Raw genomic sequence first — 17569 nt, 5'->3', positions numbered from 1 at the left:
GCGTACGATGAACGATTCTTTGACGGCCAGAGCGGCCGACGTCTTCCTGGCCGCCTTCGGCCAGCCGGCCACGATCCGGGTGCAGGCCCCGGGCCGGGTCAACCTGATCGGCGAACATACCGACTACAACGGCGGCCTGGTGCTGCCCTGCGCCATCGGCTACCGCACGGTGATCGTGGCGCGCCCGCGCACCGACCGCCGCATGCGGGTGGTGGCCGCCGACTACGACGACGCCATCGACGAGTATGCGCTCGACGCGCCGATCGCGCGCCTGGCCGCACCGATGTGGGCCAATTACGTGCGCGGCGTGGTGCACGAACTGCTGCAGCGCCAGCCAGGGGGCCAGGCCATGCACGGCATGGACATGGTCATCGCCGGCGACGTGCCGCAGGGCGCTGGCCTGTCGTCGTCGGCCTCGCTGTCGGTGGCGGTGTGCACCCTGTTCTCGGCCCTCCCCGACTACCCGGGCCTGGGACCGATCGAGGCGGCCCTGGTGGCCCAGCGCGCCGAAAACGACTTCGTCGGCTGCAAGTGCGGCAATATGGACCAGATCAGCTCCGCCTGCGGCGTCCAGGACCATGCACTGCTGATCGATTGCCGTTCACTGGAAGTCAGTCCGGTACCGATTCCGGCGGGCGCGGCGATCATGATCGTCGAATCGCACATCACCCGCGGCCTGGTCGACAGCGCCTATAACACGCGCCGCGCCCAGTGCGAGGAAGCGGCGCGCCACTTCGGCGTGCCGGCCCTGCGCGACGTCGACCTGGCCACGCTTGCCGAAAAAAGCGCCGGACTCGATCCGGTCGTTCTGCGCCGCGCACGCCATGTCGTCAGCGAAAACCAGCGCGTTATCGCGGCGGCAGAGGCGCTGGCCGCCGGCGACCTGGAACGCATGGGGGAACTGATGGCGGCCTCGCACGTATCGATGCGCGACGACTTCGAGATCACGGTGCCCGCAATCGACCGCCTGGTCGACATCGTCAAGGGCGCGATCGGCGCGGCCGGCGGCGTGCGCATGACGGGCGGCGGCTTCGGCGGCTGTGTGGTGGCGCTGGTGCCGGAAAAGCTGGTGGAGTCCGCGCGCCAGGCGTTGGCCCGCGACTATCGGGCGCCGAACGGCGCGCAAGCCACTGTGCACGTCTGCCGCGCGGCGGCCGGCGCCGGCAGCCTGTAAGGGCTACAGCGACGCTTTCTTGCCGTTGACGATCACGTTGTCCAGCCGTACATCGCTGGCGCCGGCGATATCGAGCCTGGCGTCACGCAGGGCAAGGTCGATGTCCTTGAACACGATGTCGCTGATCTCGGTCTGCCCGGGATTCGGCCGGATGCGCCCGAAGCCGCCGTAGCGACCCGTGATGCCCTCCAGCCGGATATTGCGCACGATGGACTTCGGCGGCGGCGCGCCCTTGAGGTCCACGTACTGGGTCCACGGCTGCACCGATACGATGGCGCCGCGCTCCGACTGCAGGATCAGGTTGCGCAGGTGGACGTTCTCGTAGTGCTGTGGCGTGTCCGGGCGCAGCTTGAGCACCGCCACATTGAGCACATGGCCCGTGACCCGGCAATCCTCGACCAGGATGTCGCGCACCAGGGTCGCTTCGCTGCCCAGTGTGATGACGCTGTGGCCGCGCCTGAATTCGCAGTTACGCACCCGCACGTCAGTTACGGGCGGGCTGTCCTTGTCCTGCAGCGCGAACGGGCCCTTGGAGCCCTTGGCCGCGATGCAGTCGTCGGTCACCGAGAAGTAGCAACCTTCGATCGTCACCCGCTGGCAGCTATCCAGGTCGATGCCGTCGGTGCTGGGCGCCTGCTTGTAATCGTCCGGCACCACGAAGCGCGCATGCTTCACCGTCACGTCCTGGCAGCGGTACAGGTGCAGGTTCCAGAACTGCGAATCCTTGAAGGTCACGCCCTCGACCGTCACGCCGCGCGAGCGCTCGATCAGGGCCAGTCGCGCGCGCGGCACGCTGATGTTCGGGAAGTTGCCCGGGTCCTTGTAGGCATTGCGCAGCTTCCAGAAGCGGTCCCAGATCGGGCGCCCGGCGCCGTCGAGCGTGCCCTCGCCGCTAAGATGAAAACCGTCGCAGCCGTCGGCATTGACCAGCGCCGGGTTGAAGTTCTCGGCGAAGTGACCTTCGATCCGGGTGCGCCGGACCGGAAAATGCTTCAGGTCCGTCGAGCATTTGAGCACCGCCCCCTTGGCCAGGTGCAGGTGGACGCCGGGCTTGAAGAACAGTGCCCCGCTGACGAAGACCCCGGCCGGCACGACCACCGTCCCGCCGCCGCGCGCGGCCAGCCCATCGATCGCCTGCTGGATGGCGGCGGTGTTGATGGTCTTGTCGTCGGCCACGGCGCCGTGCGCAGTGATGTCGGACCGCTCGGCGCCCGCCGCAAACGCCGGCGCGACGCCAGCCCAGAATGGCACTGCCATGAGCGAGAGCGTCAGGCGCCGGCGATCGGAATGGATGTGCGACATGGTCTTGTCTCCTCGTGTGTCATGGGCCCACCAGGCCGGCCGCGCGCGCCGCCTCGTCCAGCGAATCGCCGACCAGCGCCATGTTCTGGATCGCGGCCAGGCTCCACTGCGCCGAGCCGTTGGTGCCGATATTCGGCAGCTCGTGGAGCTCGCGCAAGACCGCCACGCCGCCGACCTTTCTCGCGGCCGCATGCGATTTCATGAAGTTCGAGGGGAACAGTTCGCGCCAGGCGCGCAGGGCCAGCGCCCGGTCGCGTTCGTGATGGGCGGCGTAGGCGGAGAGGCGCGAGTGCGAATCGGGCTGGGCCCGGCCGCGCGGCTCGCTGCCCAGCAGCGCGATCAGCTCTCCCTTCGGAGCGTTGTAGTAGCGGCAGTACTCGAGCCAGGCCTTGCGGTAGCCCGGTTCGTCGACCAGGGTCAGGAGCTCGGAACTCATCTCGACCACGCCGAACACGCCGTTCAGTTGCGAGATGCGGGCCTGGTCGCCCGGCCCGCTGAATTTGCCAGTCTTTGGATCGTAGGGCGCCGCCGATGCAAACCAGCGGCGCTCGAGCGCGCCGATGGTCCGCATGCCATTCACGATCTTGTCGCGCCAGCGGGTGTCGCCGGTGCGCTCCCACTCCGCCAGCCAGGCCGCGACTAGCGAGCCCCAGACGGTGCCGAAGGAGGCGTCGACCAGCGCCGGTGCATTGGCCGACCTGCCTGCCGACGGCAGTGCGCCAGGCGTGGAGCCGGGACGCAGCTTGCGGCCGATGTCGACCTTGTGCAGGTCGGCGTCGGAATCGAGCAGCTCGCGCATCAGGTCGCCCGTGCGTTCGTCGGCAGTGAGGAAGTAGTAGATGCGCCGATAGGCGGCGTTCGATACGCGCGGCTGCTTGGACGAATCGGACCAGTGCTGCACCCCATGGCGGGTGCCGAAGCCCTTGAACGGACCGGCGTGGTACACGTCCACTTCGCCCGTATGCCGCGTCATCGCCTCGGCGAACTTGAAGATGTCGGCGCGGCCGGTACGCAGGTAGCTGTACCACAGCCACAGGTCGGTCGACAGCTCCGAATTGTCCCAGGCATAGCCGCCGATATCGTAGCGCCACATGTGGCGGTCGTTGTCGTAGGCGTGCATCACGTCGCCGTAAGACCAGAAACCATACCAGCGGTGCTGCTCGACTTCGCGCAGGTACTGGTCCAGCCTGAAGGCGAGATGATCCTCGATCAGCTTGCGCGCCGGCGTGCTGCGGTCACTCACGTCCCAGTCGCCGAAAACGCCGCAGGCGTGGATGCGGGCCGGATCCAGCACCAGCCGGGCCGGATTGGCCACCTGCTCGGCCATGTTCGAGAAGTCCTGGTGCGAGGGCGTGCCGCCCAGCACCCAAAGCTGCAGCTCGGTGGTGCGCGCCACGCCGGGCGAGGCATCCCAACCCGGCTCGTAGTCCTCGTAGGTGATGTTCAGGCCCGCGATCTGCTCTTCGAAGGTGTCCATGCCGTCGGCCGAACGGTAGGAGCGCATGTCCATCGCCGGGCTTGACGGCGACCACATCCAGGCGGTGACGTCGGCCATGTCGCTCGCGGCCTTGCGCACGTCCAGCTGGCTGGGTGTGCGCTGCCAGAAATCCTTGAAGCCCAGCGCCACGCCGCCCGTCGCGCCGCCGGCATACACCAGGCCCTTGGTCCGCGTGCCGGCGTTGGCGTCGATCCAGGCGTGGCCGCTGCGGGTGCGCTTGCGCAGCGCGAAGCCGTCCGGCGTGGGCTGTGCCAGCGTAAAGTCGCCCCACTCCGGAATCCAGCGCAGGCCATCCTGGACCGGCTTGGCCATGCCGGACAACGGCGGCAACGCCCTGCCTGCCACCTGTGCGTCCTTGTATTCCTGGCCAGGATCGCGCCGCAGGCCAGTCACCGGCCGCACCGCCTCGCCCCACACGCCAACGCCTTCGCCGGCGAAGCGCACATGGCGGTCGTGGGTGGCATCGTTCATGGCTACCCTCGCCGTCACGCCGAGTCCCGCAATGAAATCCCGGGCCGGCTCGCCGTCATAGATGAAGGAGTGGACGATGCGCACGCTATCCGAACCGGCGTAGAAGTACAGGCGCACCGAGAACGGCAGCCAGTCGCGCATGCCGCCTGCGCGCGCCGCATGCACGCCGTCGAGCTTGACGACGGCCCGCACCGGTCCCTCCTGCTCCAGCGTGACGCGCGTGACCTTGCTGGTGAAGAGTTCGCGGCGCACGCTGCCCGCGTCTTCCGGCTCGGCGCCGTCCTGGCGCAGCGCGACCAGGCGCAGGTGCTGCATCGTCACCCGGCCGGCGCGGGTCGCGCGCTCGACCAGGTATTCTCCGCTCGTCGGCACGGTCCACGCCAGTTCGCCGGCGCTCACCGTGAGCGCCTCAGCAGACTGCTTGACCGATACGCCCGATTTCACCGTGCCGGCGCCCGCCTCCAGGTTCCAGCCGGAAGCAGTCGCGCCGCCGGCCACCGCATGCGCGGTCCACTTCAGGGAGCCGTCCGGCCAGTAAGCCAGCGGCCAGGATTGCAGTGCCGGACCGTCGGCGCCCAGCGTGAAGCGCAGGTTCTTGTTGGCGGGCAGGCGCAGCGTCCCGCGCGGCCACGGCACGCCCAGGGTTGCGCCCTCGAAGCGCGCCGGCGCCTGGCCGTCGAGCCAGCGCAGCGCGGTGCCGGAGACGGGCTTACCTTTGCCGCCGACGTTGGCGGTCGCTGCGTGGGATGCGATCGGTGCGCCCGGAACGGCGGCCAGCGCGGCCGCCATCTGCACGAAGCGCCTGCGGGATGGGAGGAATGGTGGCAAGCGGCGTCTCCATCTGATATTTCAGTGCGATGGATTATGCGGCCGTGCGCCGCGCGTTGGACTTCCTGAGCAGAAATAATCAAGCGATGGATCGATTCACGCGCAAGCCGCCGGCTCGCAGATCATCTCCGCCAGCAAACGCGATCCTTTCATCATCTCCTTTTCGACCACGTTCTCCGACAGTCCCAGGCAGGCCGCGGTTTCGAGCTGGGACAGCCCGTGGATCCTGCGCGCCCGGTAGACCTGCCGGCAGCGCCGCGGCAGCCGGTCGATCAGGCGCAGCACCCAGCGAAGCTCGGAACGCGCCATGGCGACGCGCTCGGTCGACGGGCTGGCCTCGGGCATCTCGAGGTCGTCCAGGCTGGCCAGGAGGTCGACCCGCAGCGCGCAGTCGCGGCGAAAGCGGTCCAGCATGATGTTCTTCGCGACCTGCATCGCGAACGCCCTGGGAGTCGCGATGTGCTCGACCGACGCGCTGCGCAGCAGGCGGCAGTAGACCTCCTGGACCAGGTCGTCGACATCGTCCGGCGTCGCACACAGCCGCCGCATGCCGGCGCGTAGCTCCGCCTCGAACGGCAGAACGTTGGCGGTGACCCATCCGCTGTTCAACGACATGGTTCGTTGGATCCTCATGTGGCTTGAAGGCCCCTCAGTATTTACACCTTTTGGTTCCGTTGGGCCCTCTATCGCCATTCGATCAACAACTTGATCTTTACGGTCGGCGGCGGCGGGAACCATGTCCGAATTCGTCATTGATGCGGTAGACGGCATATCGCCACCTACCCACAAAACATAACATCGATATCGGAGACAGCGACCATGAGATCCACACACCAGCTTTCCCCTGGCGCAGCAGTACTGCGCCGCAGCCTGACCAGCCTCGGCGTGCTCGGCATGCTTGCCACGCTCGATGCGCAAGCGCAGGAGGCTGCGCCGCTCGAAACCGTGGTCGTTACCGGCTTTCGCGCCAGCTTGAACAGCGCGCTGAACACCAAGAAGAATGCAGACGGCATCGTCGACGTCATCAAGGCCGAAGACGTCGCCAAGTTCCCCGATGCGAACCTGGCTGAATCGCTGCAGCGCGTGCCGGGCGTGTCGCTGGTGCGCGGCGACGGCGGCGAGGGCAAGCAGATCAGCGTACGCGGGCTGAACGCGGGCTTTACGCGCGTGCGCATCAACGGCATCGAGGCGATCTCCGCGACCGGGGCCTCGGACATCAACGGCAGCACCAACCGCTCGCGCGCCTTCGACTTCTCGGTGTTCGCCTCGGAACTGTTCAACAGCCTGGAAGTGCGCAAGACCTCGCAGGCCGACATCGAGGAAGGTTCGCTCGGCGCCACGGTCGACCTGCGCGCAGCGCGCCCCTTCGACTTCAAGGGCGAGACCATCAGCATCGGCGGCCAGCAAGCCTACAATACGCTCGCCCACCGCCCCGCCCCACGCGCCACGGCGCTGTACTCGAACCGCTGGGATACCGGCATCGGCAAGGTGGGCTTCCTGGTCTCGGCCGCCTACTCCAAGCGCCATGCGACCGAAGAAGGCTATGAGGCGGTTGAACTGCTGTCGGCCGACTCGGACGGCGGCTTCTGCTCGCCGCTGGGCGCGACGCCGCAGAACCCCGCCAACTCGGGCGTCAAGGGCATCACCCCGGCCAACTGCGGCTTCAACCTGCCGCGCACCTCCACCGGCGCTGCTTACAACGACGTGTTCGGCCGCACCGACAGCTACGGCAACACGGTGGCCGCGCCGGCGCCGGGATCGGGCGCCTTCCATCCGCGCATCCCGCGCTACCGCCGCTCGGTGGCCGAATACGAACGCGCTGGCCTGACCGCGGCCTTCCAGTGGCGCCCCGCCGCCGGCACCGAACTCAATCTCGACCTGCTGGGCGGCGATTTCAAGAACGACCGCTATGACAACTACATTTCGGCGATCTCGTTCGGCCGCAGCCTCGCCGCCGCCAACGGCAAGCCACAGACCTCGATCGTCGAGACCTCGTTCAACGGCAACGGCAGCTGGGAATACGGCCGCTTCAACGGCGTCGACGTGCGCTCGGAGGGCCTGCTCGACGTGAACAATACCGAATTTCGACAGCACGTCTTCTCGGGCACGCACAAGCTGACCGACACCATCGAGCTCGACTTCATGAGCGGCATGTCGCGCTCGACGCTCGATTCGCCGATGCGCGCCACGGTGCAGATCGACGCGCCCAACGTCAACGGCTTTTCCTATGACTTCCGCGGCAACCGCAACGTGCCGACCATCGATTTCGGCATCGACGTCGCCAATCCGGACAACTTCAGCTGGGGTCCGGTGGCCCCGGACGGCACCGTGCACGGCCAGTTCGTCGGCCGCAAGCTCGAAACCGGCAACAAGCTCAAGACCCATGCCGTGGGCGCCAGCTGGGACGTCAACGACAACCTCACCTTGCGTACCGGCTGGTCCAAGCGCGAGAACAGCTGGACCAATTTCGAGGTCGGCTCGGGCGCGCCGAACGGCCTGCCCAATCCGGCCGGCTTCCGCATGGACAGCGTGACGCGCATGATCAGCAATTTCGGCCGCGGCCTGGAAGGCAGCGGCTATCCCAGCCAGTGGGTGGCCATCGACCTCGACAAGTTCCGCAAGATCTGGGACATCGAATGCCACTGCGCCGCGGTCCCGGGCTCCGAATACAATCTGCTGAACCAGTCCAACCGCCGGGTGCGCGAGAGAATCGATGCCATGTACCTGTCGGCCGATTTCCACTACGACGTCGGCCCCGTCACCTTTCGCGGCAACGCGGGGGTACGCGCCGCCGAAACGAAGGCCACGGCGGCGGCGCTGGTCAATGCCGGCGGGCGCCTGGAAGAGATCAGCTTCGACAAGACCTACCGCGACTACCTGCCAGCGCTGAACCTGACCGCGCAACTGCCGCGCGACGTGTTCCTGCGATTCTCGGCCGGCAAGACCTTGTCGCGGCCGGAATACATCGACCTGGCGCCATCGGCTGCCGTCAATGTGCAGGCACAGACGGTCGGCATCGGCAATCCCGAGCTGGACCCGATCCGCGCCAAGACCTACGACCTGCAGGCCGAGTGGTACTACGACAAGGGCGCCATGGTCTCATTAGGCTTCTTCCGCAAGGAGATCGACACCTATATCCAGAGCGTCGGCGAGCGGGTTCCGTACAATTCGCTGGGCCTGCCGGACGCGCTCCTGGCCGGCGCCGGCTGTTCGCTCACGGGCGGCACGCCTGCTTGTCCGACCCTGCCGGATTCGCTGGTGACGGTACGGCGCGCGGTGAACACACCGGGCGGGCCGCTCAACGGCTTCGAATTCAACCTGCAGGCGCCGTTCAACTTCCTGCCTGGCGTATGGCGCAACTTCGGCCTGCTGGCCAACTACACGCGCGTGAAATCGACCATCACCTACATCACGCGCACCGCGACCGCCACCTTGCCGCAACTGTCGATGGATGCGAACCTGGTCGGCATGTCGCCCAAGGCGGGCAACCTGACCCTGTATTACGAGGATCCGAAGTTCAGCGCACGGATCTCGGCGGCGCACCGCTCCGAGTACCTGTTCAACGTGCTGGGCGACGTCAACGGCCACGACTTCACCTTCGTCGATGCCGCCACCAACCTCGACTTCTCGATGTCCTATAACCTGACGCCGCAATGGCGCATCACGCTCGAAGGTTCCAACCTGACCGACGAGCCGCTGCGCTACGGGCGCGACTCGCAGCGCAACGACACGCTGCTGTACGCGCACTCGGGGCGGACCTTCGCCTTAGGGATGGCGTACAAGTTCTGAGGCGCCCAAGGCGCCCGCCTGGGCCCGCGCCTTGATGCCGGCGCGCGGCCCGGTCACGCGCACCAGCACGCTAGCGATCCCCGCCTCGGTTGCCACCGCCTGGCTGCCGACGATCTGCGCGCCTTCGATGCCCGAGAACGCAACTTCGGTTCCGCTCACGGGCACCGTGGTGCCATTGGCGTCGCGCAGGCGGGCGCGCAGGAAAACCAGGTCGCCCTCGACCACGGGCACGCCGAGGTCGTCCAGTTCCAGCGCCAGCGTCGTCGGCTGCTGCGGCGTGCGCACGCGGTGCTCGGCCACGACCCGCCCGCCGGCATAGGCCAACGCCACCAGTTCCCCGGGCGCGAAGCCGCCGGTGTCGAATTCGAGCGGCGGATGCGCCAGGCGCGGGTGGGTGCCGGAAGGTGCGCTCTTCTGGCGGCCTACCTGCTTGCCGTTCAGGCGCAGCTCGACCTCCTCGGCGTTGCTGAACACGCGCACGCGAGGGCCGGACCCGGCCTGCCAGTAGCTGGCGATGAAGACCATCGGGCCGCCGCCCCAGCGCGGCGAGCTTTCGTCCCTACTGCGTTGTGAGCGGAAGAACTCGGCCGCGAACTTGGGCAGGCGCTCAATGCTGAGCAATCCCGATTCCTCGAGATCCGGCGCATAGCCGCGCGCATAGTCGAACATCACCCAGTAGCCGTCGGCGAAGGCCGGCGTGGCGGCATTATCGTCGTGGGCCTCGGCCACATTGCGGGCCTGCTGCAGCAGCCGCGTTTCACCGCTGCCCAGCGCCTGGCGGCTCGAGCGGTCGACCGGCTTGAGGTCGGCCCAGGCGTCCTGGTTCAGGCCCGCGTTCATCGCATAGTATTCCCAGTCTCCATACTCGGACACGATCAAAGGCTTTTTAGGCAAGGCATGCTTGCTGCCCAACCGGTGCTGGCGCGCCTGCAGATACAAGTCATAGGTCTGCGGCACCCAGCCGGCGGACCAGGCCTGGTCGCCCGGGTATTCCTGGTGCACGGTGGCGTGCAGCGCCTTCACCAGCGGATCCGGCATATCGGTCTCGTTGAGCGAGCACTCCCAGGCTACGACACTCGCATGGTTGCGGTCGCGCCGGATCATGTCGGCGCAGGTGCGCAGCGCCTGGCGCGCGAAGGCCGGGTCGGGATTGTGGAACTGCCAGCCGGGGATGGCCGGCAAGACCATCAGGCCCAGTTCATCGGCCGCCGCCATGAAAGCCGGCGACTGTGGATAATGCGACAGACGCACGAAGTCGAAGCCGTAGCGCTTGATCAGCAGCGCATCGCGCGCGTCGGCCTGCGGCGACAGCGCATAGCCGACGTATGGGTATTCCTGGTGGCGGTTGACGCCGCGCAGGCGCAGGGGCTCGCCGTTGAGCAGCAGGCGGCCGCCCTCGAAGGCCAGGCGGCGCACCCCGATGCGGGTCGCGACCAGATCCTCGCGGCCGGCGGCGGAGACCCTCGTCTCCAGCTGGTAGAGGTTTGGCGTTTGCGGCGACCATAACCTGGGCGCGCGCACCGTGAGCGGCATGGTGACGTGGCGGCGTTCGCCCGCATTCAGGCGCAGCTGCTGCTCGGCCTGGGCCACTTGCCGGCCCTCCCATGCCAGCGTGTGGCGCACGGTGACCGCCTGCGCGCTCGTTGATGTGTTGCTGACCTCGGCCTTGACCTCTACCTGCGCCTCGCCCTTGCCGGCGCGCGGATAGGTCACGAATACCCCGCCGCCGCCCGGCGTGGCCGAGAGCATTTCGTCCGTGACGTGCACCGGCGGCTTGATCACGAGCCGCACGTCGCGGTAGATGCCGCCGTGCTGGATGTAGTCAAGCTGCTTGAGCGGCTTGGGGCCGGTGATCGGATTGTCCTCGTTATTGGCGCGCACCATGAGTTCGTTCGCGCCCGCGGGCCGCAAGGTATCGGTGACATCGAACGCGAACGGCAGGTAGCCGCCCAGGTGCTGTCCCAGATGGCGGCCGTTCAGCCAGACGTCGGCCACGTTCATCACGCCCTCGAAACGCAGGATGGCGCGCTCGCCCGGCCGCAGCGTGACGTCCAGGCGCTTCTTGTAGAACACCGTTCCCTGCCAGGGGGCGGTCGGTACGCGCGGCTCGATGCGCGCCGCGTGCGGGAGGTTCACCTCGGTCCAGGCGCCATCCGGCACCTGGTCCGCGCTGGCGAGCTGGCCGGCCTCGTCGCGGTAGAACTGCCAGGACGCATTCAGGTTCAGGTCCGCCGCCTGTGCGGGCGCGGCCAGTGCCAGCGCCAGGAGGGCCGCATGGATCAGGATCAAGACGATGTTCATCATTCGCGCACCAGGCTGAAGTCGTCGAGGGTGAGCCAATCGCCGTCCTTCCCTTCCGAGTAGACCCCGACCTGCACGCTGCCGGTAGCGACCTGGATGCCGGGCAGCGTCACCTCGGTCCACCCTGCCAGCGGGTCTGGCAGCGAGCGGGCGATTTCGGCGCCGCCGTGGCCGGACGCGTACAGCCGCGCCACGCGCTGGCTGCCGCTGCTCTTCACCCAGGCCTTGAGGGTATAGCGGCCATTTGGCAGCGTGACGTTCTGGATCGCGCTACCCATCGTCTGCCCCGCATGGCGCAGGCTCAATGCCCAGCGTCCGGTGCGTCCGTCCAGCACGTTCATGAACGGCGCATCGCCCTTGATGCTGGTCCAGCTGCTCACCCATCCAGCGACGCTCGTCTGGCGCACCCGGTCCGCCTCGAAGCCGGGGTTGAGCAGGTAGTTATTGCCCTTGCCGACGGCCCAGGTGCCGCGCGCGGCGTCCAGCGTGAATTCGCTGAGCGAGTTGAAGCGCGGCGCGGTGCCCTCGAACGACAGCGGCGTCCAGACGTGGTAGCCATGCCCGTTGCCGGCAAAATTACTCCAGCGGTCGCCCGCATACAGCACCGTGGTGCCGGCGCTGCCCTGGACCGGAATGAAGAAGCCGTTCTGCGACACGTGTGAAAAGTCGGCCTCGGTGCCCTCGATGATGCGCTCCGGCGTGTACGGGCCGGTGATGTTCGGCGACGTCATGTAGAAGCTGCGTGAGGCGTTCCAGCCGTGCAGGTCGGACGAGCAAAAATAGTACAGGCCCTTGTGCTTGAACATCGCATTGCCTTCGCGCCCGCCGGCCGGCGTACTGTGGATGTTCGTGGCCGCCTCGACCTGCAGGAAGTCGGACGACCGCAGCGGCGCCACGTACAACTGGCGCCGGTCGCCGTTGCTGCTGAAGATCAGGTAAGGCTGGCCGTCGTCGTCGGTGAACACGGTCTGGTCACCCGAAGTGGGGGTGGCGACATTGTCGATCTTCGCCTGCAGCCGCGCGAACACGAAGGGGCCGTTGGGACTGTCGCTGGTGGCGAACAGCACGCCGCCTCCCGTACCCTTGCTGCTGTACTGGGTGAGCAGCACGTACTTGCGGGTTGCCTTGTGATAGACCACGCCCATGCGTCCCAGCCAGGCCCTGGGATCGTAGTGCTCCCCCAGGCCCTGGGGCGTAAGAACGTCGCCCTCGAATGTCCAGTTCACGAGGTCGGTCGACGAGTAGGCGGTGACCGCGCTGAAGTGCGGCTGATCCAGCGCTTTTCCCGGCGCTTTGGCGTAGCTCACCGCCTCCGCGTATTTGACGCCATACCAGTAGTACTTCGCGCCGACCTTGAGCATGCCGCCGCCCTGCGAGTAGATCGGCGTGCCGGCGGTGTCCTTCCAGAAGATGCCGTTGCGGATGGTGGCGTCGGCGGCGATGGCCTGCTGCGCCGCGCCAGCAAGGATCAGGACCAGCGCCAGGCAGGCGAACCAGCCGCTGCGAAAGAAATGCTCGATCATCGATTCTCCAGTATGACGCCCGACGCGTCGGGCATGCGGGAACGTTGCGTTCCGCCCGGCAGTATAAGAGTGCTCTGCCGCCTGCGACGACGCTCATCCGATCAACATGCTGAGCAATCCTTCCCTGGGCGATCTGCCCCAGGACACATCGCCCATAATCGCAGTCTGTCCATCCCGCACGGAGTCCAACCCTGCATGCATCGTCTCCTGTCTTCGGCCATCGCCTTCGCGGCCAGCGCCCTGATCGTTGTGCAGGCGCAAGGCCTCGCCCCCGCGCCCGCCCTCGAGGGATTCACCGCGGACCCGTCGATCAGGGTATTCGGCGACACCTATTATCTTTACCCGACCTCCGACAAGCCGAACTGGATGACCACCGACTTCTCGGTCTGGTCCTCGAAGGACCTCGTCAGGTGGAAGAAGGAGCGGATGGTGCTGGACGTCGCCAACGATCTGAAGTGGGCGAATATCAAGGCCTGGGCGCCAGACGCCATCGAGCGCAACGGCACTTATTACTTTTACTTCAGCGCCGACCACAAGATCGGCGTGGCCACGGCCAAGTCGCCTACCGGTCCCTTCGTCGACGCGCTGGGTGCGCCGCTGCTGGTCCGCACCGCCCGGATGACGACGAATACGATCGACCCCTATCCCTTCATTGACGACGACGGCCAGGCCTATCTGTACTGGGGCAACGGCGATGAGGCCAACGCCTACAAGCTCAAGCCGGACATGGTCAGCGTCGAGGGCGAGGTCCATCGCATCCCGATGAAGGATTTCCGCGAAGGCGTGGTGGTCTTCAAGCGCCAGGGCAAGTACTACTTCATGTGGTCGATCGACGATGCGCGCAGCCCGAATTACCGGGTCGGCTGGGGCACGGCGGATTCGCCACTGGGGCCGGTGAAGGCGGCCACGAACAACTTCATCGTCCTGCAAAAGAACGGCCCCGCGGTCGGCACCGCCCACCACAGCGTGGTCCAGGTGCCCGGCACCGACCGCTGGTACGTGGCCTACCACCGCCATGCCATCCCGGACGGCAACGGCTACCGGCGCCAGACGGTGCTGGCGAAGATGAACTTCGACGTCGACGGCAACATCCTGCCGATGGACCCCATGCAGCCCGCCTTCCAGCCTGGCGACGTCGGCGAGCCGATCGTCGACGGCAAAGGCTTGAACGGCAGCGTGTCCGCAGACCGCCCCAATTACCTGCTGGCCCACTTCACCAGCGAGACCACCGACGGCGAGCAGATCTACTTCGCCACCAGCCAGGACGGCTACCGCTGGTCCGACCTGAATGGCTCGAAGCCGGTCCTGCGCAGCACGATCGGCGAACAAGGCGTGCGCGATCCGGCGATCGTGCGCTCGCCACAGGGCGACAAATTCTGGATCCTCGCCACCGACCTGCGCATCGCCAGCGGCAAGGGCTGGCAAGCCGCCATGCACAAGGGCAGCACGAAACTGGTGATCTGGGAATCGACCAACCTGGTCGACTGGTCGGCGCCGCGTTTGGTGGACGTGGCCGGCGCCATTCCGGACGCCGGCAGCGCCTGGGCGCCCGAAGCCATCTACGACGAGCGCAGCGGCGACTACCTGGTCTACTGGGCCACCATCTCGCCGGCCGCCGGCGTCACCAAGCCACGCATCTATTACTCACGTACGCGCGACTTCGTCAGCTTCACGCCGGCCACGCTGTATATCGACCGTCCCGGCACGCATGGCCTGATCGACACCCAGATCGTCAAGGTCGACGATCCGCGCTCACGCTACCGCTACGTGCGTGCCTCGGGCGACGGCCAGCTGACGCTGGAAGGCGCCAACGAACTCCTGGGCCAGTGGGATGTCCTGGGCGACCTGCGCCCGCTCGGCATGACCGGCAAGGATGTCGAAGGGCCGATCCTGTTCAGGATCGCGCAGACCGGCGAATGGGCCATGTGGGTCGACCAGTATGCGCGCAAGGCCGGCTACCTGGCATTGACCAGCGACGACCTGTCCCGGCCGGAGCGCTTCCGGCGCGCGGACCCGGCCAGGATCGATTACGGCCGCAGCAAGAAACGCCACGGCGCCATCCTGAACATCAGCACCGACGAATACCGGCGCATCCAGGCCCGATGGCCAGCGGCCGCACCAACGAAAGCGAGCCCGCAATGAAGCGACGCCTGCTGCCTGCCCTGCTCCTCTGCCTTGCCGCCGAAGCACACGCCGATAACCCCATCGTCACCGACATCTTCACCGCCGACCCGGCCGTCGTGGTCGACGGCAAGCGCCTGTACCTGTACACCGGCCGCGACGAAGCCAAGCCGGGCGAGACGACCTACAAGATGAACGAGTGGCGCGTGTTCTCGACCTGCGATATGCGCAGCTGGACCGACCACGGCGTGGCCGCCACGGTCAAGACCTTCGCCTGGGCCAAGGCCGATGCCTTCGCCGCCGACGTCGTCAAGCACAAGGGGAAATACTATCTGTATGCGCCGGTCAAGCACGCCACGATTCCCGGCTTCGCCATCGGCGTCGGCGTGTCCGACACGCCAACCGGGCCGTTCAGGGATGCGCGCGGCTCGGCCCTGGTGACCAACGACATGACGCGCGAAACGCCGAACGGCTGGGACGACATCGACCCGGCCGTGTTCGTGGACGACGACGGCCAGGCCTATATGTACTTCGGGAACAAGGTGCTCAAATACGTCAAGCTCAAGTCGAACATGATCGAGCTCGATGGCCCGATCCAGACGGTAGGCCTGTTCAATTTCGAAGAGGCGCCCTGGCTGCACAAGCGCGCCGGCGTGTACTACCTGAGCTATGCGAGCGGCCTGCCCGAGGTGATCGCCTATGCGACGGGGCCCAGCCCGACCGGCCCCTGGACCTATCGCGGCGTGATCATGGACAAGAACAAGGTGACGCACACGATCCACCAGGCGTTCGCCGACTTCAACGGAAAATCCTACATCTTCTATCACAACGAGATGCTGTCGGGCGCCGACTACCGCCGCTCGGTCGCGGTCGAGGAATTCAGCTACGGGAAGGACGGCGCGATTGCCCACATCGCCCAGACCCGCAATGGCCCGGCAGCCAATCCGGCGCCGGGCTGCGGCAACTAGATCAGACGCCGACCATCGAGACGGCCTTGGTGTTGAGGTAGGATTCCAGCGCCTCCGGACCGCCTTCGGAACCGTAGCCCGAATCCTTGATGCCGCCGAACGGCATCTCGGCGCTCGGCGTGGCCGGCTGGTTGATCCACAACATGCCGACTTCGACCCGGTTCATCAGGAGCTGGGCGTTCTTGATCGAGCTGGTGAACGCATAGCCGGCCAGGCCGAACGGCAGGCGGTTGGCTTCCGCGATCGCATCCTCGAGGCTGTCGAAACCGCGGATCGCCGCCACCGGGCCGAACGGCTCGTCATTGAACACGCTTGCCTCCAGCGGCACGTCGGCCAGGATGGTCGGCGCGAAGAAGTTACCGGCGTCGCCCACGCGCTCGCCACCGGTGGCGATCACCGCACCCTTGGCGCGCGCGTCGTCCACCAGCTGCGACATCGCCGTCAGGCGGCGTGGATTGGCCAGCGGCCCCAGGGTGGTGCCTTCGTGCAGGCCGTCACCGATTTTGAGGCTTTCGGCGTGCTTGACCAGCGCGCGGGTGAACTCGTCCTTGACCGCGTTGTGCACCAGGAAGCGGGTCGGCGAGATGCACACCTGGCCCGCATTGCGGAACTTGGCGCCGCCGGCGGCCTTGACCGCCAGCGCGACGTCGGCGTCGGCCGCGACGATCACCGGCGCATGGCCGCCCAGCTCCATCGTCACGCGCTTCATGTGGGCGCCGGCCAGCGCGGCCAGCTGCTTGCCGACCGGGGTCGAACCGGTGAAGGTGACCTTGCGGATGATCGGGTGCGGGATCAGGTAGCCCGAAATCTCGGCCGGATCGCCGAACACCAGGCCCACCACGCCCGGCGGCACCCCGGCGTCGACGAAGCACTGGAACAGCGCGGCAGGCGACGCCGGGGTTTCTTCAGGCGCCTTGCACAGGAAGGAGCAGCCGGTGGCCAGCGCCGCGGCCAGCTTGCGCACGACCTGGTTGATCGGGAAGTTCCACGGCGTGAAGGCGGCGACCGGGCCGACCGGCTCCTTCAGCACCAGCTGCTGGGCGGCCGGATTGCGCGACGGGACGATGCGGCCATACACGCGCATGCCTTCGGCGGCGAACCAGTCGATGATCTCGGCGCCGGCCATGGCTTCCATCTTCGCCTCGGCCAGCGGTTTGCCCTGTTCCTGGGTCAGGAGGCGCGCGATGTCGCCGGCGCGTTCGCGCAGCAGGTTGGCGGCGCGGCGCATAGTGGCGGCGCGCTCGGCGGCGGGAACGACGCGCCAGGCCTCGAAACCTTTCTGGGCGGCGGCCAGCGCGCGGTCCAGGTCGGCGATGGCGGCATGGGCCACGCTGCCGATCGGCTGCCCGGTGGCCGGATTGACCACGGGAATGGTCTTGCCGCCGGTGGCGTCGACCCATTCGTTGGCGATCAGGAGGCGGATGTCGGGATAGCTGGAAGTCGTCATGAGCGTCGGTGTCCGGTTTGGTAAAACGTCCATGATAGACCTTTTCGCGGAGGTTGGCCGAGAGCGCCACGATATGGGCGCCGGCGCTTGCCTGCCACCTGCCACCGTCCAGCCAGGGACATCGCCTATCGTGCGCCCGGTCGATAT

The 17569-nt window shown here is 67.1% G+C and carries 10 protein-coding genes; 4 read left to right on the top strand and 6 right to left on the bottom strand.

From position 1 onward, the window contains the following. The first annotated feature begins 7 nt into the window (after positions 1–7). Positions 8–1174 carry a galactokinase gene (galK, locus tag FVD38_RS18030; protein ID WP_147936096.1) on the top strand — a complete coding sequence of 389 codons (1167 nt, stop codon included), beginning with the start codon at positions 8–10 and terminating at the stop codon, positions 1172–1174. Between the two features lie 3 nt (positions 1175–1177). Here the strand turns inward: galK and FVD38_RS18025 are convergent, their stop codons facing one another. The 3 genes from FVD38_RS18025 to FVD38_RS18015 all read right to left on the bottom strand — a co-directional run bounded on the left by FVD38_RS18025 (position 1178) and on the right by FVD38_RS18015 (position 5888). Further along, positions 1178–2476, bottom strand: coding sequence for a glycoside hydrolase family 28 protein (locus FVD38_RS18025; protein ID WP_147936095.1), 1299 nt, complete (start codon positions 2474–2476; stop codon positions 1178–1180). A 19-nt stretch (positions 2477–2495) separates the two neighbouring features. Beyond that, entirely contained in the window at positions 2496–5273 is a 2778-nt protein-coding gene (locus FVD38_RS18020) for an exo-rhamnogalacturonan lyase family protein (protein WP_229493780.1), read from the bottom strand. 96 nt (positions 5274–5369) lie between these two features. After that, positions 5370–5888 (bottom strand): RNA polymerase sigma factor, encoded by a 519-nt coding sequence (locus FVD38_RS18015; RefSeq protein ID WP_187271642.1) that lies wholly within the window; start codon positions 5886–5888, stop codon positions 5370–5372. A gap of 204 nt (positions 5889–6092) precedes the next feature. Between FVD38_RS18015 and FVD38_RS18010 the strand changes: the two genes are divergently transcribed. Beyond that, positions 6093–9062, top strand: coding sequence for a TonB-dependent receptor (locus FVD38_RS18010; protein WP_147936093.1), 2970 nt, complete (start codon positions 6093–6095; stop codon positions 9060–9062). Here the strand turns inward: FVD38_RS18010 and FVD38_RS18005 are convergent. Then, complete coding sequence (locus FVD38_RS18005; RefSeq protein WP_147936092.1) at positions 9039–11366, bottom strand: glycoside hydrolase family 2 TIM barrel-domain containing protein; 2328 nt, start codon at positions 11364–11366, stop codon at positions 9039–9041. The genes FVD38_RS18010 and FVD38_RS18005 overlap by 24 nt on opposite strands. After that, complete coding sequence (locus FVD38_RS18000) at positions 11363–12886, bottom strand: family 43 glycosylhydrolase (RefSeq protein ID WP_147936091.1); 1524 nt, start codon at positions 12884–12886, stop codon at positions 11363–11365. Before FVD38_RS18000 ends, FVD38_RS18005 begins: the two co-directional genes overlap by 4 nt. A gap of 195 nt (positions 12887–13081) precedes the next feature. Between FVD38_RS18000 and FVD38_RS26690 the strand changes: the two genes are divergently transcribed. Next, entirely contained in the window at positions 13082–15028 is a 1947-nt protein-coding gene (locus tag FVD38_RS26690; RefSeq protein WP_222706945.1) for a family 43 glycosylhydrolase, read from the top strand. Then, positions 15025–15975: a glycoside hydrolase family 43 protein gene (locus FVD38_RS17990; RefSeq protein WP_147936090.1), complete on the top strand. Its 951-nt coding sequence runs from the start codon at positions 15025–15027 to the stop codon at positions 15973–15975. The genes FVD38_RS26690 and FVD38_RS17990 overlap by 4 nt, the downstream gene beginning before the upstream one ends. A gap of 1 nt (position 15976) precedes the next feature. Here FVD38_RS17990 and FVD38_RS17985 read toward each other — a convergent pair whose 3' ends face one another. Then, positions 15977–17422 carry an NAD-dependent succinate-semialdehyde dehydrogenase gene (locus FVD38_RS17985; RefSeq protein ID WP_147936089.1) on the bottom strand — a complete coding sequence of 482 codons (1446 nt, stop codon included), beginning with the start codon at positions 17420–17422 and terminating at the stop codon, positions 15977–15979. Between the last annotated feature and the right edge of the window lie 147 nt (positions 17423–17569).

This window comes from Massilia arenae, from assembly GCF_008014745.1.
GTDB classification, from domain to species: domain Bacteria; phylum Pseudomonadota; class Gammaproteobacteria; order Burkholderiales; family Burkholderiaceae_D; genus Telluria; species Telluria arenae.
The sequence above is the reverse complement of the archived record's forward strand: the minus strand, read 5'-3'. Positions and strand labels throughout refer to the sequence as shown.